This is a genomic window from Streptomyces sp. 35G-GA-8 (assembly GCF_023534745.1).
GTDB lineage: Bacteria > Actinomycetota > Actinomycetes > Streptomycetales > Streptomycetaceae > Streptomyces.
The window spans coordinates 62,681-83,802 of sequence record NZ_JAMHJQ010000013.1 but is presented as its reverse complement, the minus strand read 5'-3'; the positions used below and the strand labels follow the sequence as shown (position 1 = coordinate 83,802).

The following is a 21,122-nucleotide window of genomic DNA, read 5'->3' as shown; positions in this document are numbered from 1 at the left end:
GTCTGAATAGATTGTCAATGCCCCCGGGTAAATCACTCGTTACGGATGGCCGCAGGGCAAGACATAGCGTCCGATAAGGAGGCGTTCGCGCATGATGTCGTCCCACATGATGGACTCATCGGCCTCACGCACCACCCCGAGCACGGCCATCGTCGTACTGGACGGACAGAGCCTCCCGGTGACCGATGTCGTACGCCTGGCCGATGGCGCCGCTCGTCCGGTACCCGGAACCGACGCGATGAAGCGTGTCGAACAGAGCTGGCATGTCGCGCGCGAGCTGGCCGCCTCCGGCCGGGTGTACGGGCGCTCCACCGGCGTCGGCGCCAACCGCACCGAGGCCGTGCCCACCGAGGCCGCCGCCGACCACGGCCTGCGGCTGCTGCGCAGCCACGCCGGCGCCATCGGCGACCCGCTGCCCGCCCGCGAGGTCCGCGCCATGCTCGCCATACGGGCCAACCAGCTCCTCGCGGGCGGCGCCGGACTGCGGCCGACCGTCGTCACCGCCCTCTGCGAGGCGCTGGAGTCCGGCGCGTACCCCGTGGTCAACGAGTTCGGCTCGGTCGGTACGGGCGACATCGCGGCCCTCGCCCAGATGGGTCTTGCCCTCGCCGGTGAACACCCCTGGCAGGGCGGCCGGGCGCCCGAGGCGCAGCCCCTCGACAACAACGACGCCCTCGCCCTGATCAGCAGCAACGCACTCACCCTCGGGCAGTCCGCGCTCGCCCTCCACGAACTGCGCCGGCTGTGCGCCGCCACCGAACTGGTCGCCGCGCTCTCGCTGCTGGCCGTCGACGGCTCGTACGAGGCGTACGCGGAGCCCGTGCACGCCGCGCGCCCGCACCCCGGCTCGTACGCCGTCGCCGCGAACATGCGGGCGATCCTCGGCGCCCCCGAACGGCCGGGACCGCCGCTCGGCCGGATCCAGGACCCGTACGGCTTCCGCTGTGTCCCGCAGATACACGGCCCGGCGCGCGACGCCGCCGACGCGCTGGAGAACGCCCTCGCCGTCGAGATCAACGCCGCCGCCGAGAACCCGCTGATCCGGCCCGGCACGGAGGCGGACCCGATCCCCGCCGCGTACCACCACGGCGGCTTCTATCTGGCCCAGGTCGCGCTGGCGCTCGACCACCTGAGGCTCTCGCTGGTGCAGACGGCGCGGCTCTCCACCTCCCGGCTCTCCGCGCTCAACGAGCCCGCCTTCACCCGGCTGCGGCCCTTCCTCGCCGACGCCGAGCCCGCGAGCTCGGGGGTGATGATCCTGGAGTACGCGGCCGGGGCGGCCCTCGGCGATCTGCGGGCGTTCTCGGCGCCGGCCTCGCTCGGGCACGCGGTACTGTCCCGTGGCGTCGAGGAGCAGGCGAGCTTCGCCTCGCTCGCCGCACGCCAGACCCTGCGCCTGGGGAGCGCGTACCGGCTGGTCGTCGGCTGTGAACTGGTCGCCGCCGTACGGGCCCTGCGCCAGCGCGGACTGCGGCCGGATCCGGGGCTTCCGGTCGGCAGGGCCTTCGAACTGGCCGAGACCGTACTCCAGGACGAGGCCGCCGACCGGCCGTTGACCGATGATGTGACAGCCGCCGCCGCGCTGCTCGACCGGTTCACCGACCTGGTGCCGGACCGGGTGCCGGACCGGGTGACGGATTCGGCGAACGACGCGACGACGACGGCTCCGCCCGGCCGGACCCCGACGGGCGGATCGTGGCCGACCTGGTCATGACCGACCTGGTCATGACCGATCCGGCCATGACCGATCCGGTCATGGGCTTGGCGATGAACGACCTGACGATGACCGAACAGACCGACCCGACTGACCCGACTGACCCGACCGAACAGACCGAACAGACAAGGGGGATCGCATGAGCGACAGCCCTGCCGCCCGACTCCAGCAGCTCTTCGAGGGCCACCGGCTGACCCCCACTCAGCGACGCATCGCGCACAGCATGGTGCGGCGGCCCGCGGACGCGCCCTTCCTGTCGAGCGTCGAGCTGGCGGAGCTGGCGGGGGTCAGCCAGCCGTCCGTCACCCGCTTCGCGGTCGCGCTCGGCTTCGACGGCTATCCGGCGCTGCGCAGACATCTGCGCGATGTCGCGCCCGTCGGCACGGAAGAGGGCGAGTCGACGTACAACGAGTACCAGCAGGCCGTACGCGGCGAGATCGAGAACCTGCGCCAGCTGGCCGAACTCCTCGCCGATCCGGCCCCGGTCGAACAGGCGGGCCGGCTGCTCGCCGCCTCCCGTCCGCTCCCGGTCCTCGGCCTGCGTGCCGCCTCCTCACAGGCGCGCGGCTTCGCCTACTTCGCGGCCAAGGTCCATCCGGACGTACGGCTGCTCGACGAGGGCGGCACGATGCTGGCCGACCGGATCGACGCGGCCGGGACCGCGGGCGCGAGCGCGCTGCTCTGCTTCGCGCTGCCGCGCCACCCGAAGGAGGTCGTGGACGCGCTGGCGTACGCCCGGTCGAACGGGCTGACGGTGGTGACGGTCGCCGACTCGGCGTTCGCGCCGGTGGCCAAACACAGCGACCTGCTGATTCCGGCGGCGGTCGGCACGGGTCTCGCCTTCGACACGGCATGCGCGCCGATGCTGCTGGGGCGGGTGCTGCTGGAGGCGATGTGCGACGGGCTGCCGGACGCGCAGGCGCGGCTGGAGGAATTCGACGCGAGGGCGGCGGCGCGGGGGTTGTTTGTGGAGTAGGGGTTGGGTGAGTGGGTGGTTGGGTGGGTGCGGGTCAGGGCCGAGGGGTAGTCGGGGTGGGCCGGGGGGTTTGGTGGCGGGTGGGGGCCGCCCCTTAGGTTTCAGTTTCGCGGTTGCGGGTTGGGCGTCAAGGGCGCTCCTTCGTCGCGTCGGCTGCGCCGATTCCGCTTCGGGTCACCCTTGACTCCCGCCCCTCCACCGCAAGTGCTGCTTTGAGGGGGGCGGCCCGGGGGGAGGGGTCCCCGGGGAAGCTCCCTTGTCCAAAGGTGTGCTCCCGGCTTTCGGGTGGGTGGGCCCTGCGGGGCGCGCGGCAGTGGAGTGGGGTTGCCCGGCCCCGGCTCAGCGAGCTGATGCGAGTGGGTGGTTGAGACTCATGCCCCGCTGTGCGGGCTCGTTGTCGCCTGCACCTGTCGACGGAGGCAGACGGACCCGCCACCCACCCCCTATGTCCCAGTTTGGCGGGCTGTTCCAGGGCTCTCAGGCCGGTGATGCGTCCTGAGTTCGGTTAAGTCGTTCCCACGACACATCACCGCCTCTGACCGGCCCACTCAGCGCCTCATCAGTCACACCCACCCCACCACCCACACAGCCTCACCAGCGGGGCATGAATCCCCGCCGCCCACGGGGATCAGTCGCTTTGCCGGTGCCGGGCCGCCCCACTCCACTGCTGCGCGCCCCGCAGGGCCCACCGGGCCGCAGGCCGGGAACCGGGCCGGTCCACTAGACAGGCCCCCCGGGACCCCTCCCCCCGGGCCGCCCCCCTCAAAGCTGCACTTGCGGTGGAGGGTTGGGTGTCAAGGGTGGAGCGAAGCGGAATCGGCGAAGCCGACGCGACGAAGGAGCGCCCTTGACGCCCGACCCGGAGCCGCGAAACTGAAACCTGAGGGGCGGCCCCCACCCGCCATGACCGACTCCGGCCCACCCCGACTACCCCTGGCCGCCGCCCCGAGATCGTCGATTCTCAGGAAATGCTCAGAGAACCTCATTAGTCTGCGCGCCACAACACAGGCTTGAGGAGGCGGATCGTGGGGCGCGGAGGGCAGTCTCTGGCACGGGTGGCCGTGATCGTACGGGCCGGTGCGGTACCGATGTGGTGGCTGGGGGTTCTCGCCACCGGGATCGGTGTCCTGCTTCCCGGACTGACCGGGCGCAGGATCGGCGGCTATACCGGAGCGGCGCTGTTCGTGGTGTGCGTCGCGGTTGTCGCGTTCGGGCGCCGGCGCCGGTACACCGAGTGGGCGGACCGTGCCGAGCGGGCGGGGAAGTTTGACTTCCTTCAGGACCGTGCCGTGACGCTGCGCAACTGGCGCCGGGCGAACCGCTGGTGGCTGCTGGCCGCTTTCCTCGTCGCGGTCGGGAGTTCGTTCGCGCTGCCCGGTGCCGGGGGCCCGGCCCTGGCGGGCGTGGGTGTCGGGCTGTGGCTCAAGGCCGGCTGGCTGGGGCGGCGGGAGCGCCGGGACGATGTGCTGCTGTGGGTGCGTACCGACTGGGTCGGCACCGGGCACCCCGTGGGCAAGAAGGTCAAGGGCTACCGGACCACGGGGACCGCGGCCGGTGACGCCGTGCCCGGCGGGGCACGGCGCCGCCGCTGAACAGCGGCGCGGCCGGTCGGCGGCGCGGGCCGCGCGTGACGCGGTCCCGCGCGCGGGCCTCTCAGACTTCCAGCTCGGCTTCGATTCTCATCAGCTGATGACGCGCCATCGCCAGATTCGCCCGTGACTTGTCCAGCGCCAGATAGAGGAACAGACCGCTGTTGCCACGCCCCTTGAGCAGCCGTATCAGGTGGTACTGGTTGCCGAGGGTGATCAGTATGTCCTCGATCTCGTCCTTCATGCCGAGCATTTCCATGGTGCGGAACTTGGCCCGGACCACATCGGTGTTGCCGGCCGCGGCCACCGTCAGATCGAGGTCCTTGCCGCCGCCGACCGTGCCGAGAGCCATTCCGCTGGAGTAGTCGACGAGGGCGGCTCCGAGGGCGCCTTCGATCACGGTGGTGGCCTGCTTGAGGGCGGCTTCGGTGTTGGCCATGAGTGTCGCACTTCCTTTCCGTCCGGTACGGGTGGTCCGGGAGGTCCCCGGGGCCCGGGTGACGCGTGTTCCGCGTGAGGTGGGGGCTGGCATGGGTCAGGCGTTCTCCAGGCGTTCCAGAGCGCCGTCGACCAGTTCGCCGATCCGGGTGCTGGACCGCCGCGCCTCCAGATGGAGCCGGCCCACATTGATCGTGGGCTCCGCCAGCAGCGTCAGCACCGCCGAGGCGCCCGCCGCGTAGGTCGCGACGTACCCCAGCTCGCCCCGGATCAGCAGTTCCCGGAATCCGCCCTGGCCGGTGGTGTCCGTGAGGCGCAGCGCGACGCCCAGCGCCGCGGCGGTGAGCGCGGCCACGCCCTCCGCCTCCACCTCGGCCGTGTCCTGGGCGAGCACCAGACCGTCGGTACTGGCCGCGAGCGCGCCGGTGAGCTGCGGGAGGCGGGCCCGCAGGCGCCTCAGCTCGCCCAGTACCTCGGCTTCCGCCGTCATCAGCTGTCTCCTCTCGGCACGTGCCCGCAGCGCGCGCCTCATGACGGCGTGGCGTGGTCCGGCACGACATCGGACGCGCGCGTCCTGGCCCGGTGGATGGAACGGGGAGTCACAGGCTTGCCTCCAGGGCGTCGCGGAGCCGGCGTAACAGGTCGATGTCCGGATCGGCCGAGACCGTCGCCACCCAGGAGGGGACCGCCGAGGGCGTGGCCGCCGCCGGTTCCGCGGGTGTCTCGACCAGTCCGGCCGCGGCCAGCCGGCGGATGTCCAGCAGGGTGTGGAACGCGGGTCTGCCCAGTGCCCAGGCGATGGCCAGGGGAGTCCGTACCCCGTCCGCCAGCTCCAGCAGCGCCCGTTGACGGCGGGTGACCGCCTGGCCCGGCGCCGCCTCGCGCGTCCGTACGGGCGCGGTGTCCACGGCCGCGTACGGCCAGACCTGGTCGAGGAGTTCGCGTCTGCGCCGGGTCTCGCGCTCGACGGCGGAGGCGGTGACGGGCCGTACGGGACCGATCCAGTGCGCCACGCCGTAACGGAAGCGGGTGGGCCCGCTGCCGGGGGCGAGCGCGAAGTAGGCGGCGTCGAACAGCGCGCCCAGATGGCAGATCTCCAGCTCTCCGCCGCCGATGCGGCCGCTGTCGACCAGGAAACGGCCCACCTCGCGGCGGGCGCCGGCCCGGTCGACCGCCTCCTCCCAGCCCGCGCGCGGCAGTCGGCCGCCGGCGGTGAGCAGGACGTCGACCCCGGGGGCGGCGGGGCTCTCGGCGTGTACGACACGGCCGTCGGCGAGATAGAGCGTGCCGTGGTCGCGCAGGAGCGCTCCGGTGGCGCGTTCGCCGGCCAGCCGGACGAGCATCGGGGAGACCGTGGAGTGCGTGGAGTGCGTGGGCGCCGCCGTCATCCCAGTACCAGCCGTTCCGCCAACTGCCCCAGCCGTAACCGGGCCAGGGCGAGGTTTCCGGTGTCGCGGTCGAGCCAGAGATGGAGGAAGACGCTGCTGTCGAACGTCGTCTCGACGAAGGTCAGCAGGTGATAGCCGGTGCGGGTGGTGACGATGAGGTCTTCGACGGGCGGGCCCTTGTGGCCGGCCGCGGCGGCGGGCGCGAAGGCCGTGTACTCCGCGGCGGCTCTGGCCAGTTCGGCCGTCTCGGCGGCCGTCGCCTCATGGTCGCCGTTGGGTGATTCGCCCGCCGTGCCGAGCGCGAGACCACTCGTCCAGTCCACGATCGCGGCGCCGCGCGCTCCCGGCAGGTTCATGGCCTCCTGTAGGCACGCGTCGATTCCGGGCACGCGGACTCCCCTCCCAGCCGGGCGTGCGGGCGCACTGTCGTGCGGCAGTGACCGTGAGATTACGCAACGTCGGTGCGGGGGGAGGAGGTTCTGGCATTTTCCATCGGAACATGCGTGCCGGGCCGCCGGGGACCGGCCACTTCCGGCCGCCCCGGTCGCCGCCGGTCGCCTTCCGCCGTCTTCGGTCGTATCCGGTGGTTCTCGGCCGTCTCGGCTGTCCCGGCCGTGGCTCAGTCGTCGAGGAGGAGCGCGTCGGCGTATCCGCCGCCCGACTCGCCGACGATCTCCGCGACCGTCTGCGCGGCCCGCACGGTCGCGAAGCGCACCCCGCCACCGGCCGCGCCCGGAGTCGTCACGAAACCGTGGACGCCCGGCCTGGCCAGGCTGTTGTACGCGTAGTGGTTGGAGAAGTAGTACGCGCCGGTGTCGAGGGCGGCCACCAGATCGCCCTGCTCAAGCAGGGGCACCGGCCGGTTCTCGGCGAGCAGATCGCCCGCGAAACAGGCCGGGCCCGCGATGTCCTGGGCCACGGCGGGGCCTGTCTTGGGCCGTCCCCCGGCGTCGTACGCGGCGATGCGCAGCGGCCAGGAGGCGGGGTCGTAGACGGTACGGGTGGCGACCTGTGCACCCGCGTGCGTCACCGCGATCGGGCGGCCACCGGCGGACTTGGCGTATTCGACGCGCGCGAGGACCGTGCCGTGCTTGGCGAGCAGAGAACGGCCGAATTCGGTGACCAGTCCGTAGCGGCCGTCGAGCAGTCCGGGGACGGTCTCGCTCAGCAGCCGGGCGTAGTCCGCGTACGTCGGTGTCTCCTCGTCCGAGCCGAAGTTGACCGGGAGGCCGCCGCCGATGTCGAGGGTGTCGATCTGCCGGTGGCCGGCCGCCGCGTTGATCTCCTCGGCCAGTTCGTACACCGTCCGTACGCCCTCGGTCATGCGCTCCAGCGGGACGCCCTGCGAGCCGGAGTGGGTGTGCAGCCGGGTCAGCCAGGGGCGGTCCAGATACGCCTGGACGACCCAGGCGCGGGCGCCCTCGTCGCGCAGCGCGATCCCGAACTTGGAGGTGGCGGTGGCGGTGGACAGGGCGCCGATGGATCCGCCGCCGACCTGCGCGTTGATCCGCAGTCCGAGGGGGGAGGCGAGGGGGCCCGAGCCGGGTCCGGAGCCCGGACCTGGGCCCCGGCCCGCGCCGGAGCCGATCAGTGCGTCGATCCGCGCCAGCTCCTGGGGGTTGTCGGCGTTGACCGCGATGCCGAGCGCGAGCGCTTCGCGCAGCTCGGCGGTGGTCTTGGCGGGGGAGTCGAGGACGGTGTGGCCGGGCCGTATGCCCGCCGCCCGGGCGAGGGCCAGCTCGCCGGGGCTCGCGACCTCGGCGCCGATGCCCTCCTCGCCGAGCAGGCGCACCACGGCCACCAGGGGCGCGGCCTTCACCGCGAAGGCGTGCAGGACGGCGGTGCCGGGGGCGGTGACCTCGTCGAAGGCGGCACGGAGAGCGGCGGCGGAGGCGCGGATTCCGGCCACGTCGAGCAGAGCGACGACGGGCTCGGCCTCGCTGATGAGACCCTGCGTCACGGCGGCCCGTACGGCGAGGTCCCGGCGGGCCGCCGTACCGAGGGGCGCGTCGGAGGCCACGTCGTGGGCTGCTCCGGGGGTCACGACGGGGGTCACCCCGGGGGCGGCGTCCGTACCGCCGTCCGCGGAGCCATGGGTGCCGTCCGTGCCGTGCGGGGTAGTGCCACCGTTGTGCTGAACCGAAGCCATGAGTGCCAGCCAATCATCCGCCGACCGCTCACGCAGCTGTTGACTACAAGTATTCATCCGACGAGGATGTGAATAGATTGGCCAACAGATCGGTCGGCGGACCAGCCGGCGGATTCACCACGGAGGAGGCATCGCCATGTCAGGACCCCGACCCGTACGGGCTCCGCGCGGTACGGAACTGAGCGCCCTGGGATGGCAGCAGGAAGCCGCCCTCCGCATGCTCCAGAACAACCTGGACCCGGAGGTCGCCGAGCACCCGGACAAGCTCGTCGTCTACGGCGGCACCGGCAAGGCCGCCCGTGACTGGCGCTCCTTCGACGCGATGGTGCGTACGCTCCGCACCCTCAAGCAGGACGAGACGATGCTCGTTCAGTCCGGCCGCCCGGTCGGGGTGATGCAGACCCATGAGTGGGCGCCGCGCGTCCTGCTCGCCAACTCCAATCTGGTCGGCGACTGGGCGAACTGGGAGGAGTTCCGGCGCCTGGAGGCCCTGGGCCTCACCATGTACGGGCAGATGACGGCCGGATCCTGGATCTATATCGGCACGCAGGGCATCCTCCAGGGCACCTACGAGACGTTCGCCGCCGTCGCCGCGAAGAGGTTCGGCGGGACGCTCGCCGGGACCATCACCCTCACCGCCGGTCTGGGCGGCATGGGCGGCGCCCAGCCGCTGGCCGTCACCATGAACGACGGCGTCGCGATCTGTATCGACTGCGACCCGCGCGCCATCGAGCGCCGCATCGAGCACCGCTATCTCGATGTACGGGCCGAGAGCCTGGAGCACGCGCTCCAGCTGGCGACCGAGGCACGCGACGCGCGCCGTCCGCTCTCCATCGGCCTGCTCGGCAACGCGGCGGAGCTGCTGCCCCGGATGCTCGCCGAGGGCGCCCCCATCGACATCGTCACGGACCAGACCTCTGCCCATGACCCGCTGGCCTATCTGCCGCTCGGCGTCGACTTCGACGAGATGGCCTCGTACGCCGCCGAGAAGCCCGCCGACTTCACCCAGCGCGCCCGGGAGTCCATGGCCCGGCACGTCGAGGCGATGGTCGGCTTCATGGACGCGGGCGCCGAGGTCTTCGACTACGGCAACTCCATCCGCGGCGAGGCCCAACTCGCCGGATACGACAGGGCCTTCGCCTTCCCCGGCTTCGTGCCCGCCTATATCCGGCCGCTGTTCTGCGAGGGCAAGGGGCCGTTCCGCTGGGCCGCGCTCTCCGGCGAGGCGTCCGACATCCACAAGACGGACAAGGCGATCCTCGACCTCTTCCCGGAGAACGAATCCCTGCACCGCTGGATCAAGATGGCCGGCGAGCGCGTCCACTTCCAGGGGCTGCCGGCCCGGATCTGCTGGCTCGGCTACGGCGAGCGCGACAAGGCGGGCGAGCGCTTCAACGACATGGTCGCCTCCGGTGAGCTGGCCGCCCCGCTGGTCATCGGGCGCGACCATCTGGACTGCGGCTCGGTCGCCTCCCCGTACCGCGAGACGGAGGCCATGCTCGACGGCTCCGACGCCATCGCCGACTGGCCGCTCCTCAACGCCATGGTCAATGTCGCCTCCGGTGCCTCCTGGGTCTCCATCCACCACGGCGGCGGCGTCGGCATGGGCCGCTCCATCCACGCCGGCCAGGTCTCGGTGGCCGACGGCACCGAGCTCGCGGGCGAGAAGATCCGCCGCGTCCTGACCAACGACCCGGGCATGGGCGTCATCCGCCATGTCGACGCGGGCTACGACCTCGCGGAAGAGGTCGCCGACGAGCGTCACGTCCGCGTCCCGATGCGGGAGGGCGAGTGACCGCGTCGCTCCCTCCCGAGCCGGGGCACGCCGAGCGCGCCCCCGGTGACGTCGGGCGCGCCCCGGGTGACGCCCGCCGACCCCCCTCCTTCCAGGAGATGTGGCGCGAGCTCGCGCCGCTCGGACGTGACTCCGGCAGCGGCGGCTACCGGCGATACGCCTGGACCGGCGCCGATGCCGAGTGCCGCGCCTGGTTCCGCGCACAGGCCGAGGCCCGGGGGCTGGCCTACGAACTCGACCGCAACGGCAACCAGTGGGCCTGGCTCGGCGATCCGCTCGCCGGGGACGCCGTCGTGACGGGGTCGCATCTGGACTCCGTACCCGACGGCGGCGCCTTCGACGGGCCGCTCGGTGTGGTCTCCTCCTTCGCCGCACTCGATGAACTCCGCGCCAGAGGCGCGCGGTTCGGCAGACCCCTCGCCATCACCAACTTCGGTGACGAGGAAGGCGCCCGCTTCGGTCTCGCCTGCGTCGGCTCCCGGCTCACCGCCGGACAGCTCACCGTCGAGCAGGCCCATGAGCTGCGCGACGGGGACGGCATCACGCTGCCCCGGGCGATGGAGGCCGCCGGCCACGACCCGGCCACCCTCGGACCCGACCCCGAACGCCTCGCCCGGATCGGCGCGTTCATCGAGCTGCATGTCGAGCAGGGCCGCGCCCTCGACCTCTCCGGCGACCCCGTCGGGATCGCCTCGGCGATCTGGCCGCACGGCCGCTGGCGCTTCGACTTCCGGGGAGAGGCCAACCACGCGGGCACCACCCGTCTCGCCGACCGTCGCGACCCGATGCTGACCTACGCCGAGACGGTGCTCGCCGCCCGCCGCGAGGCCGAACTCGCCGGAGCCCTCGCCACGTTCGGCAAGATCTCCGTCGAGCCCAACGGCGTCAACGCCATCCCCTCCCTCGTCCGCGGCTGGCTGGATTCCCGCGCCGCCGACCAGTCCGCGCTGGACACCGTGGTCGCCGGTATCGAGGCCGCCGCCCGCGCCTGCGCGGACCGGGCCGGTATCGAGCTGTCTGTCGTACGGGAGTCCTTCACCCCCGTGGTCGAGTTCGAGCACGCACTGCGGGACGAGCTGGGCAAGATCCTCGGGCAGCGCCCCGGCGGCGGCGCACCCGTACCCGTCCTCGGCACCGGCGCCGGGCATGACGCGGGTATTCTGTCCGGCTCCATCCCTACCGCCATGCTGTTCGTACGCAACCCCACCGGGGTCTCCCACTCCCCGGCCGAATCCGCGGCCGAGGACGACTGCGTGGCCGGGGTCCTGGCACTCGCCGACGTACTGGAAGGACTCCTGTACGCATGACGCACCCCACAGCGGCACCGGGCCGGGCCGTGCCGGGCGCGCCCGCCGAGCTCGTCTACTGGCTGGAGCACGCCTGGCTCGGCACGCACGTCGAGCCGGGGGTCGCCGTCGGCGTCACGGACGGCCGGATCACCGACGTCCGTACCGGCGTCATGACCCCGCCGCCCGGGGCCACGGTCCTGCGCGGACTGACCCTCCCCGGGCTGGCCAACGCCCACTCCCACGCCTTCCACCGCGCCCTGCGCGGCACCGTCCAGGTCGGCTCCGGCACCTTCTGGACCTGGCGCGAGATCATGTACGCGATCGCCGCCAAGCTCACCCCCGACTCCTATTACGCGCTCGCCCGCGCCGTGTACGCCGAGATGGCGCTCGCCGGGATCACCGCCGTCGGTGAATTCCACTACCTCCACCACACCCCGGACGGCACTCCGTACGACCGGCCGAACGCGATGGGGGAGGCACTGATCGCGGCGGCGGCCGAGGCCGGGATCCGGATCACGCTGCTGGACACCGCCTATCTCTCCTCCGGCATCACGAAGCGGCCCGGCGGCGCGCCCCTGGACCACCATCAGCTCCGCTTCTCCGACGGAACGGCCACCGACTGGGCCGAGCGCGCCTCGGACCTCGCCTCGGCCCACAAGGACAGCGCCCACGCCCGGATCGGCGCGGCGATCCACTCCGTACGCGCCGTACCCGCCGAACAGCTCTCCACCGTCGCCGACTGGGCCGAGGCCCACCGGGCCCCGCTGCATGTGCATCTCTCCGAGCAGACCGCGGAGAACGACGCCTGCCTCGATGCGCACGGCCGCACCCCCACGCGTCTGCTCGCCGATCACGGCGTCCTCGGCGCCCGTACCACCGGCGTGCACAACACCCATCTCACCGACGAGGACATCGCCCTGCTGGGCGGCGCCCGTACCGGCACCTGCATGTGCCCCACCACGGAACGCGATCTGGCCGACGGCATCGGCCCCGCCGCCCGCCTCCAGCGCGCGGGCTCGCCGCTGTCGCTCGGCAGCGACAGCCACGCCGTCATCGACATCCTCGAAGAGGCCCGCGCGATGGAACTCGACGAACGGCTGCGCACCCGCACCCGCGGTCACTGGGCGGCCGCCGCCCTCCTGCGCGCCGCGACCGCCGACGGCCACGCGGCCCTCGGCTGGCACGAGGCGGGCAGGATCGAGCGAGGCGCGCTCGCCGATCTCACCACCATCGCCCTGGACTCGGTCAGAACAGCCGGCACGCTCACCCGGCTCGGAGCGGAGACAGCCGTATTCGCCGCCTCCGCGGCGGATGTACGCCACACCGTGGTCGGCGGTCGCCGGATCGTACGGGACGGTGTCCACGCTCTCGTACCGGATGTGCCCAAGGCCCTCGCCGATTCGATCGCAGCCCTGCGCGGCTGACGCCGCGGACGCCGCCGAAGGAGAACAGCGTCACGATGACGAGCACCACCACGGCGGGCACCACCGCCCTCACCAACATCGCCAGTCTGGTCACCAACGACCCCTCCCTCGGTGACGGAACCCCCATCGGTCTGATCCAGGACGCGGCCGTCGTCATCGACGGCGACCGCGTGGTCTGGGTCGGTGAATCAAGCAAAGCACCCGCCACTGACAATGCCGTCGACGCCGGTGGCCGGGCCGTGATCCCGGGCTTCGTGGACTCCCACTCCCATCTGGTCTTCGCGGGTGACCGCACTCAGGAGTTCAACGCCCGGATGTCCGGACGCGCCTACTCGGCCGGCGGCATCCGCACCACCGTCGCCGCGACCCGCGCCGCCACCGACACCGAGCTGAGCGCCAATGTCGCGCGCTATCTGGCCGAGGCGCTCCGCCAGGGCACCACCACCCAGGAGACCAAGTCCGGTTACGGACTGACCGTCGAGGACGAGGCCCGCGGCCTCCGTATCGCCCGCGCGCAGACCGACGAGGTCACCTACCTCGGCGCGCATATCGTCCCGCCCGACCACGCCGACGATCCCGCCGCGTATGTCGCCCTCGTCACCGGCGAGATGCTGGACGCCTGTGCCCCGTACGCCCGTTGGATCGATGTCTTCTGCGAGAAGGGCGCCTTCGACGGCGACCAGGCCCGCGCGATCCTCACCGCCGGTGCCGCGAAGGGCCTGCACCCCCGCGTCCACGCCAACCAGCTCTCGTACGGTCCCGGCGTCCAGCTCGCCGTCGAACTCGACGCCGCGTCCGCCGACCACTGCACACATCTGACCGACGCGGACGTGGACGCCCTCGCCCAGGGCGCGACCGTGGCCACGCTGCTCCCCGGCGCCGAGTTCTCCACCCGCGCCGCCTGGCCCGACGCCCGCCGCCTCCTCGACGCGGGCGCGACCGTCGCCCTCTCCACCGACTGCAATCCCGGCTCGTCGTTCACCTCGTCCATGCCGTTCTGTATCGCCCTCGCCGTACGCGACATGGGCATGACCCCGGACGAGGCGGTCTGGTCGGCCACCGCGGGCGGTGCGGCGGCCCTGCGCCGCCAGGACATCGGCCGCCTCACCCCGGGCGCCCGCGCCGACCTCGCCCTCCTCGACGCCCCGAGTCATGTGCATCTGGCCTACCGGCCGGGGGTCCCCCTGGTCACGGGGGTCTGGCGGGCCGGCGAGCGGGTCCACTGAGCCAGGGGCGGTCGAAGCAGGCTCCGCCGTGGCCGGGCCGCTCCCCTCGCGGCCCGGCGGCCCGCCGCGCCGCTACCCCTTCAGTACGGCGACCTCGTCGATCTTCGCCCGCAGCCTCCGTACCGCCTGCGTCTTCGCGTACGGCTTCAGCCTGCGCCGCATCGTCTCGAAGTGCTCGTCACCCCGTGCCGACGAGACATGCTCGTAGTCCTCCAGGAACTGCCACCAACTCCCGCACGCGGCCTCCAGATGCCCCAGCTCCAGCTGGCGCTGCGCCAGCACCGCGAGGAAGTGGACCCTGCCCTGCCGCTCGTTCTTCTGCTGCGCCTTCAGGGACTGCTGGAGCGCGGATATCGACCCCGGCAGATCCTTGAACTCGTACAGCACATGGGACGTGTGGAACAGATACGCCGTCGTGTCGTAGCCGCCGACCGACTCACGCCGGTTGTCCGCCTTCGTCAGCGCCGTCTCGGTCTCCCGGAGCCGGGTGAACGCCTGCCGCTTGTCGCCGACCATCGCCGCCGAGTGTGCCTGCTGCCCGGAGAGGAAGGCCCGCAGCCGCGGCCCGGCCTTCGGGGACGCCTCGGCGGCCGAGTCGGCCAGCTCCAGCGCGCGCTTGCCGTACCCGAGATTGGACGCCTGGAGGGACATACCGCGCAGCGTGCGGCAGTAGGTCGTGTGGTCCTCGGCGGCGCCCGCCAGCTCCAGTGCCCTGAGGTAGTACTGCTGGCCGAGTCCGTGCGCCCGCTCGTACATCGCCATCCACCCGGTCAGATAGACCAGATCGGAGGCCGCCGACAACATGTCGCTCCGAACGCCCTCCGGGGCCTCGGCCTTGAGCCACGGCATGACCGTGTTCACCAGAAACGCGGCCGCCATCGGACGCGCGTGCCCCCCGCCGAGTTCATCGAGAATGTCCGCTATTCGATCGGTCATCGTACGTACGGCCTGTACTTGCGGCGCGCCGATCCGGGCCGTCCGTTTGCCGGGGGGCGCCGACGGCGCGGAAGCGGCGTGCGCCAAATCCGGGAACAGCGGCACCACGATCGCGGCCGAGAACAGTCCAGCGGCAATCAAACTGCGACGCGACGGGTCCATGTCGGCCCTTCCCATGTCGACCAGTTCTTCGAACGTGTTGACGCCGGAAGTGCCGGAAGTGCCGGAAGTGCCGGTGGGGCCGTACCCGTAGGAGCCGGGCAGGCCGGAGCCCGCCGGGAGGTGCCCGGAGGCGGCGACCGGCAGTCCGGCCTCCGCATGGGTGACCGGACGTCCGAGCTTACGCGCGAACGCCTCCACGATCAGTGGTCTGACCTGCTCCTTCGGGGTGGTGCCCGCGACCCAGTGGGAGACCGCGGACTGGTCGTAGCGCAGCTGGAGCCCGGCTTCCGCGCCGATGCGATTGACTATCTGCGCGAACTGCGCACGGGACCATTTCGCCTGCTCAAGCAGGGAGGCCAACCCTGCATTGGGTGTGCGTGAGTGACGTGAGTTACTCGCCATGCCTTTAACTCCCCCAAGCGTTCATGGCTTTCATTCTCGGACCTGCCCTCCACGGTACCCGGGGAGGGTAATAACGCGGTTTTCTCTTCAAGTAGACGCCGAACACACGAAGAGAGCGGGGGGCCAAGGTGACCACAGTGACAGACCGCAGAGCCGGAGGCACAGAGGAAAACGCTCATAGGAAGGCATTGGCATATGACGATATCGCCTTCGATGTCATAGCCTTGAACGTCGACCGCGCGCTCGCCCCGCACCGCCTGATGCCGCCGCCTGTGGAGATCACCGATCTCACCAACCGGCTGGTCAACCATGGGGCGTTGCTCGTCGGGTTCGTGGAGCGGATCCCCGAGACCGAGCACACGGTCCGGGCGAAGGGCGCGCTGAAGGACTGGTACGACCTGACCGGCAGCGGGCCCGGCGACGGCGCCATGGCGAACTGGGTCCACATGCGAGCCCTGGCCCGTATGTGCCGCACGTTCATGGACTACTTGCACGAACGTGAAGGGCGACACCGAACATGACTCCGGAAGCGAAGCACCAGGCGTGGTTCGTCGTCGCGGTCTGCACGCTGGGGATCACCATCGCCCTGGCCGTCGGGCTGCGCCTTTAAGGCGTCTCGTCGCCGATCACGGCTGCGGCGGGCTCAACTACCTCAGCACCACCGGCAGTTCCCGCACGCTGTTGCCCACAAAGCTCCTATGACGCGGAAGCTCTTCCTCCGGGACCGCGACCCTCAGGTCCGGGAAGCGACTGAACAACCGCCGCAGCGCGATCGTCGTCTCCATCCTCGCCAGCGGTGCGCCCAGACAGTAGTGCGCACCGTGGCCCAGAGAGAGATGTCGCGTGGTGGAGCGCGTACGGCGCCCGATGTCGAAACGGTCCGCGTCCGGGCCGTGGGCGGCGGGATCACGGCCGGCGGCGGAGAAGCCGGCCAGCACAGGAGTGCCCGCCGGAATCAGCGTGCCGTCCACCGTCAGGTCCCGGGTCGGATAACGGAACGGGAAGAAACTGACCGGACTGTCCCAGCGCAGCGTCTCCTCGACCGCGTCCGTCCAGTCGGCGCCACCGGCCCTGATCAGCTCCAACTGGTCCCGGTGGGCGCAGAGTGCGCGCACCGCGTTGGTGATCAGATTGAGCGTGGTCTCATGACCGGCGATGATCATCACGATCATCGTGCCGATGAGTTCGGCCTCACCGAGCCGGTCGCCGTCCTCCTCGCGCGTGGCGATCAGTGCGCTGGTGAGGTCATCCCCCGGACGGGCCTTGCGCGAAGCCGCCACGGCGGACAGCACCGCCACCATCTCGCGGTTCGCGGCCACCGCTTCCTCGGGGCCGATGTCGGTCGCGACCACCTGGTTCGAGAGCACATGCAGCCGGTCCCGGAACTCCTCGTCCACGCCGAGCAGTTCACTGATGACGCGCATGGGCAGCGGCAGCGCGAAGAGCGCCCTCAGATCTACTGCGCCGTCCACGGCGCCGTCCGCACCATCACTACCCGCACCGTCGCGATCCGCTCCGGCCGCCGCAGCCTCCACCCCGTCCAGCAGCTCGTCGGTCAGCCGCTCGATGCCGGGTCGCAGCGCCTCCACCCGCCGGGCCGTGAACGCCTTGCTCACCAGTGAACGCAGCCGCCGGTGGTCGTCGCCGTCCGAGGTGACCATGCCCTGAACGGTCGCGAAGGTCCGCAGCGGCCAGCCGTCCGGAATCCGCCCCTCGCGCAGCGCGGTGAAGTGCCGGGCGTTCTTGGCGACGTCCGGGTGGCCGATGAACTCTTTGAGCGCTTCGTGCCCGAGCACCGCTGCCGCCGGTACGTCCCCGGGGAGCAGCACCTCGGCCGCGGCGCCCTTCGCCAGCAGCGTGGCGTTGGCGGCGTGCGGGCAGCCGCCGGACGAGTCCATCCGGTGGGGCGTGGAGTGCGTGGAGTGTGTCGAGTGCGGGGAGTGCGACGCGGGCTGTGGCGTATATGACGCGGTCATCGGACACTCCCTCCCGGCACGGGTCGATCCGATCCTATGAGGGACCGGGGGGCCCGGCACAGGAGCTGTTCCGGCCTCTTCCCACCGTCTTCCGGCCTGTTACTGCCTGTTCCCGCCCGTTGTCCCGGAGTGATTTGGGCGGGTACCGTCCTTTCGGGGCGGGGACGCGACCGGGGGGTCGAAGTGAGCGATCTACGTGATGCCGCGCGCACGCGGGTCGAGATCGAGGTGGTGGCGCCGGGGGAGCTGACCGACCCGGACATCAGGGCCTGGCGTGCGTTACGCGCCGCGTCCGGCGCGCCTGCCAACCCGTTCATGGAACCGGAGTTCACCCGCGCGGTGGGCCGTGTGCGACCGGCGTCGCGCGTAGCGGTCCTGCGGGAGCGACAGGGGGACGGCGGGCCCGTCGGCTTCTTCCCTTACGAGAAGGGCCCGTTGGGATACGGGCGGGCGATCGGTCTCGGGGTCTCCGACTGCCAGGGCGCGGTGCTCCGTACCGGTCTGCCGCTGACCGCGCGCGAACTGCTCGGCGGCTGCTCGCTCGCGGCCTGGGAGTTCGACAACCTGGAAGCGGGGCAGGGGCTGTTCGTGCCGTCGGCCGCCGAGGGGTTCGAGTCGCCGGTGATCGAGGTCGGGGAGGGGTACGCCGCGTACGAGGCGGGTCTGCGCGCGCGGTCGCCCACGTTCCTCCGTACGACCACCGCGAAGGAGCGCAGGCTCGGCCGGCAGGCGGGCGAGGTCCGCTTCGTCTTCGACGAACGCGATCCGGCCGCCCTGCGCGCGCTCATGGCGTGGAAGTCGGCGCAGTACCGCAGGACAGGCCGTCGCGACCGGTTCGCCCAGGAGTGGATCAGCGGGCTGGTACGGCTGCTCGCGGACACCCGTACGCCCGGCTGCTCCGGGGTGCTCTCCGTGCTGTACGCCGCCGGCCGGCCCGTCGCCGCGCACTTCGGACTGCGCTCGCGCACGGTGCTGTCCTGCTGGTTCCCGGCCTACGACCCCGAGTTCGCCAGGTTCTCGCCGGGGCTGATCCTGCATCTGCGCATGGCCGAGGCCGCCGCGGCGGCGGGCATCGGCATGCTGGATCTGGGGCGTGGCGCGGCGGAGTACAAGGACGCGCTGAAGACGGGCGGGCTACGGGTGTACGAGGGTTCCGCGGCGCGCCGGGGCGCGCGGGCGGCGCTCTCCTGGCTGGGCAGGGAGCCCTCCCGCAGGGCGCACAGCTTCGTACGGAGCAGGCCGAGGCTGGCGGGATACGCGCAGCGGACGCTGAAGCGGCTGGGCCGGCTGCGGGCCGGACAACGGACCGGACGACGCGCTGGACGACGCGCTGGATGACGGGCTGGATGGCAGGCCGGGGCGACCGGCAGGGCGGGCAGGACCCACGGGGGAGCAGATGACGTATCCATCCACAGCGGCGTTCGCGTCAGCCGCGTTCGCGTCCGTCGCCGTCGCCGAACTCGATCTCGACGGCCCCGGCGGCCCGGTCCTCTCCCTCGCCCCCGCGCCCGGCGGGTCGCCCCTCGGCGAGGGGTATGTCTACGCGCTCGTACGGCTCAGGGGCCGCCCCGCCGCCACCGTGCTCGGCCGGGTCGGGACGGGGGAGGACCCCGCCGAGGTGCTTACGGCCGCATTCCGCGCGCGGAAGGGCCGGACCGACCGGACTGAAGGGAGAGACCGAACCGACGGGAGAGACCGGACCGAGCGGAAGGATCCGGGCCGATGCGAGCCGGCGCCCGCCGGCGAGCCGTACGCCCCGCCCCGCACCACCGTCGTCGTCGCGACCCGTGAGCGCGCGGGACAGCTCGCCCGCGCCCTCGACTCGCTCCTCGCACAGGACCACCCGGACTTCCGCGTCCTCGTCGTCGACAACGCGCCCGTCACGTCCGCCACCCGTGACCTCGTGACATCCCGCTACGCGGGCCGCGTCGACTACGTACACGAACCGCGCCCCGGGCTGGCCCTCGCCCACAACCGCGGTCTCGACGACACGGACGGCGCGGTCGTCGCCTTCACCGATGACGACGTGATCGCCGACCCGCACTGGCTCACCGCGCTCACGACGCCCTTCGCGGCGGACCCCGGCCTCGGGTGTGTCACCGGCCTGATCCTGCCCGCCCGGCTCACCACCCCCGCCCAGATCCTGCTGGAGAGCCATGGAGGCTTCGCCAAGGGTTTCGAGCCGCGTGTGTACGACCCGGCCCGGCCGCCCGCCGACGAACCGCTCTTCCCGTTCGCCGCAGGCAGCTTCGGCTCCGGCGCCAATATGGCCTTCCGCGCCGACGCGCTGCGGGCCGTCGGGGGATTCGACCCGGCCACCGGCACCGGCACCCCGGCCCGGGGCGGCGACGACCTCTACGCCTTCGTCCGGATCCTGTCCGCGGGCCACCGGCTGCGCTACATGCCATCGGCGCTCGTCTGGCACCACCACCGCGAGACCTGGCAGGACCTGGAGAACCAGGCGTACGGATACGGCGCCGGCCTCACCGCGTATCTGACCGCGATCCTGGTGCGCCGTCCCGCGCTGCTGCCCGCCCTGCTGGCGAGGCTGCCGCGCGGTCTGGCCCATGCCCGCGCGATCACCGCCCACCGCTCGCACGAAGAGGCGTCGGTGTCAGAGGTGCCCAGTGTGCCCGGCGTGCCCGGCGTGCTCGGCGTACCCGGCGCGCACGGCACCCGGCACCACCCCTGGCCGCGCTCCCTCTCCCGGCTGGAACGCCGAGGCATGCTCTACGGCCCCCTCGGCTACGCGAGGGCCCGCAGACGGACAGCCAGGGACAGGAGCCAGGCGTGAAGGTCCTGCCCGCCGCCGCCCGTGTCCCCGTACTGCTCTACCACGCCGTCATGGACGACCCGCCCGACTGGATCGCCGAATTCACCGTCACCCCAAGGGACTTCGCGGCCCAGCTGGACGCGGTCGTCGCCTGCGGCCGTACGCCGGTCCCGGTCGGCGTGCTGGCCGGTCATCTCGTCCGCCGCACGCCCCTGCCGCCCCGGCCCGTCGTCCTCACCTTCGACGACGGCTTCGCCGATCTGCCCGGCCCCACGGCCGAGGCGCTCGCCGCCCGCGCGCTGCCCGCCACCGCTTTTCTGACCACCGGCGCCCTCACGCGCACGGACACGCGCACGCGCACACGCGTGTCCGGATCCGACTCCGACTCCGGCTGCCTGCTGCCGCCCGCCCCGATGATGACGCTCGCCCAGGCGACCGCACTGGAGGGATACGGCATCGAGGTGGGCGCCCACACCGTCACCCATCCCCAGCTGGACACGCTCCGCGCCCCCGCGCTCCACCGTGAACTGCGTGAGTCCAAAAGCGCGTTGGAGGACGCCCTCGGCCATGAGGTGGCGCATCTGGCCTATCCGCACGGCTACAACAGCCGCGCGGTCCGGCGGGCCGCCGAGGCCGCCGGGTACGCCTCCGCCGTCGCCGTCCGCCACGCGCTCAGCTCGGCGCGCGACGAGCCGTACCGCATCGCCCGGCTCATCGTCCGCCGTACCCACACCGTGGCGGACATCGAGTCCTGGATGGCGGGCGAGGGAGCGCGCGGCGAGCGGGTCGAGGTCGCTCCCTTCTCCGACTCGGCGGCCACGCTGGGCTGGCGGCTGTACCGAACCGCGCGCGCCCGCGTGCGCGGGCCCGAGTTCGCCGGATAGG

General features: G+C 72.1%; 19 protein-coding genes. 12 read left to right on the top strand and 7 right to left on the bottom strand.

Annotated elements, in window-relative coordinates; genetic code table 11:
• The first annotated feature begins 94 nt into the window (after positions 1-94).
• From M1203_RS27995 to M1203_RS27980, 4 genes are all read left to right on the top strand, one after another.
• Complete coding sequence (locus M1203_RS27995) at positions 95-1,714, top strand: aromatic amino acid ammonia-lyase (protein ID WP_249952729.1); 1,620 nt, start codon at positions 95-97, stop codon at positions 1,712-1,714.
• Positions 1,696-1,857 carry a hypothetical protein gene (locus tag M1203_RS27990; protein WP_249952587.1) on the top strand — a complete coding sequence of 54 codons (162 nt, stop codon included), beginning with the start codon at positions 1,696-1,698 and terminating at the stop codon, positions 1,855-1,857. Before M1203_RS27995 ends, M1203_RS27990 begins: the two co-directional genes overlap by 19 nt.
• On the top strand, positions 1,854-2,690 hold the full coding sequence (locus M1203_RS27985) for a MurR/RpiR family transcriptional regulator (protein WP_249952586.1): 837 nt from the start codon (positions 1,854-1,856) through the stop codon (positions 2,688-2,690). The genes M1203_RS27990 and M1203_RS27985 overlap by 4 nt, the downstream gene beginning before the upstream one ends.
• 1,025 nt (positions 2,691-3,715) lie before the next feature.
• A complete protein-coding gene (locus M1203_RS27980; RefSeq protein ID WP_249952585.1) occupies positions 3,716-4,282 on the top strand; it encodes a hypothetical protein in 567 nt (188 codons plus the stop codon).
• A 61-nt stretch (positions 4,283-4,343) separates the two neighbouring features.
• Here the strand turns inward: M1203_RS27980 and M1203_RS27975 are convergent, their stop codons facing one another.
• From M1203_RS27975 to M1203_RS27955, 5 genes are all read right to left on the bottom strand, one after another.
• Positions 4,344-4,718 (bottom strand): hypothetical protein, encoded by a 375-nt coding sequence (locus M1203_RS27975; RefSeq protein WP_249952584.1) that lies wholly within the window; start codon positions 4,716-4,718, stop codon positions 4,344-4,346.
• A gap of 96 nt (positions 4,719-4,814) precedes the next feature.
• Positions 4,815-5,249, bottom strand: a complete 435-nt coding sequence (locus M1203_RS27970; RefSeq protein WP_249952583.1) for a roadblock/LC7 domain-containing protein — start codon at positions 5,247-5,249, stop codon at positions 4,815-4,817.
• Between the two features lie 67 nt (positions 5,250-5,316).
• Positions 5,317-6,105 carry a transcriptional regulator gene (locus tag M1203_RS27965; RefSeq protein WP_249952582.1) on the bottom strand — a complete coding sequence of 263 codons (789 nt, stop codon included), beginning with the start codon at positions 6,103-6,105 and terminating at the stop codon, positions 5,317-5,319.
• Entirely contained in the window at positions 6,102-6,494 is a 393-nt protein-coding gene (locus M1203_RS27960; RefSeq protein ID WP_249952581.1) for a hypothetical protein, read from the bottom strand. Before M1203_RS27960 ends, M1203_RS27965 begins: the two co-directional genes overlap by 4 nt.
• Before the next feature lie 230 nt (positions 6,495-6,724).
• Positions 6,725-8,254: a diaminopimelate decarboxylase gene (locus M1203_RS27955; RefSeq protein WP_249952580.1), complete on the bottom strand. Its 1,530-nt coding sequence runs from the start codon at positions 8,252-8,254 to the stop codon at positions 6,725-6,727.
• 136 nt (positions 8,255-8,390) lie between these two features.
• Between M1203_RS27955 and hutU the strand changes: the two genes are divergently transcribed.
• From hutU to hutI, 4 genes are all read left to right on the top strand, one after another.
• Complete coding sequence (hutU, locus tag M1203_RS27950; protein ID WP_249952579.1) at positions 8,391-10,049, top strand: urocanate hydratase; 1,659 nt, start codon at positions 8,391-8,393, stop codon at positions 10,047-10,049.
• A 98-nt stretch (positions 10,050-10,147) separates the two neighbouring features.
• On the top strand, positions 10,148-11,356 hold the full coding sequence (locus M1203_RS27945) for an allantoate amidohydrolase (RefSeq protein WP_249952728.1): 1,209 nt from the start codon (positions 10,148-10,150) through the stop codon (positions 11,354-11,356).
• Positions 11,353-12,762 (top strand): formimidoylglutamate deiminase, encoded by a 1,410-nt coding sequence (locus M1203_RS27940; protein ID WP_249952578.1) that lies wholly within the window; start codon positions 11,353-11,355, stop codon positions 12,760-12,762. The genes M1203_RS27945 and M1203_RS27940 overlap by 4 nt, the downstream gene beginning before the upstream one ends.
• A 35-nt stretch (positions 12,763-12,797) precedes the next feature.
• Positions 12,798-13,988: an imidazolonepropionase gene (gene hutI, locus M1203_RS27935; protein ID WP_249952577.1), complete on the top strand. Its 1,191-nt coding sequence runs from the start codon at positions 12,798-12,800 to the stop codon at positions 13,986-13,988.
• A gap of 72 nt (positions 13,989-14,060) precedes the next feature.
• On the opposite strand, the gene M1203_RS27930 is transcribed toward hutI, so the two are convergent.
• Complete coding sequence (locus M1203_RS27930; protein WP_249952576.1) at positions 14,061-15,488, bottom strand: hypothetical protein; 1,428 nt, start codon at positions 15,486-15,488, stop codon at positions 14,061-14,063.
• A gap of 188 nt (positions 15,489-15,676) precedes the next feature.
• Between M1203_RS27930 and M1203_RS27925 the strand changes: the two genes are divergently transcribed.
• Positions 15,677-16,009 (top strand): DUF6415 family natural product biosynthesis protein, encoded by a 333-nt coding sequence (locus tag M1203_RS27925; RefSeq protein ID WP_249952575.1) that lies wholly within the window; start codon positions 15,677-15,679, stop codon positions 16,007-16,009.
• Positions 16,010-16,135: 126 nt separating this feature from the next.
• Here the strand turns inward: M1203_RS27925 and M1203_RS27920 are convergent, their stop codons facing one another.
• Positions 16,136-17,386 carry a cytochrome P450 gene (locus M1203_RS27920; RefSeq protein WP_249952727.1) on the bottom strand — a complete coding sequence of 417 codons (1,251 nt, stop codon included), beginning with the start codon at positions 17,384-17,386 and terminating at the stop codon, positions 16,136-16,138.
• Between the two features lie 261 nt (positions 17,387-17,647).
• On the opposite strand from M1203_RS27920, the gene M1203_RS27915 reads away from it, so the two are divergent.
• Genes M1203_RS27915 through M1203_RS27905 form a run of 3 tightly spaced genes read left to right on the top strand, consistent with a single transcriptional unit; the run spans position 17,648 to position 21,121 of the window.
• Positions 17,648-18,802 (top strand): GNAT family N-acetyltransferase, encoded by a 1,155-nt coding sequence (locus tag M1203_RS27915; RefSeq protein WP_249952574.1) that lies wholly within the window; start codon positions 17,648-17,650, stop codon positions 18,800-18,802.
• A 58-nt stretch (positions 18,803-18,860) separates the two neighbouring features.
• Positions 18,861-20,258, top strand: coding sequence for a glycosyltransferase family 2 protein (locus M1203_RS27910; RefSeq protein ID WP_249952573.1), 1,398 nt, complete (start codon positions 18,861-18,863; stop codon positions 20,256-20,258).
• A 50-nt stretch (positions 20,259-20,308) separates the two neighbouring features.
• Complete coding sequence (locus M1203_RS27905) at positions 20,309-21,121, top strand: polysaccharide deacetylase family protein (RefSeq protein ID WP_249952726.1); 813 nt, start codon at positions 20,309-20,311, stop codon at positions 21,119-21,121.
• The last annotated feature ends 1 nt before the right edge of the window (position 21,122 follow it).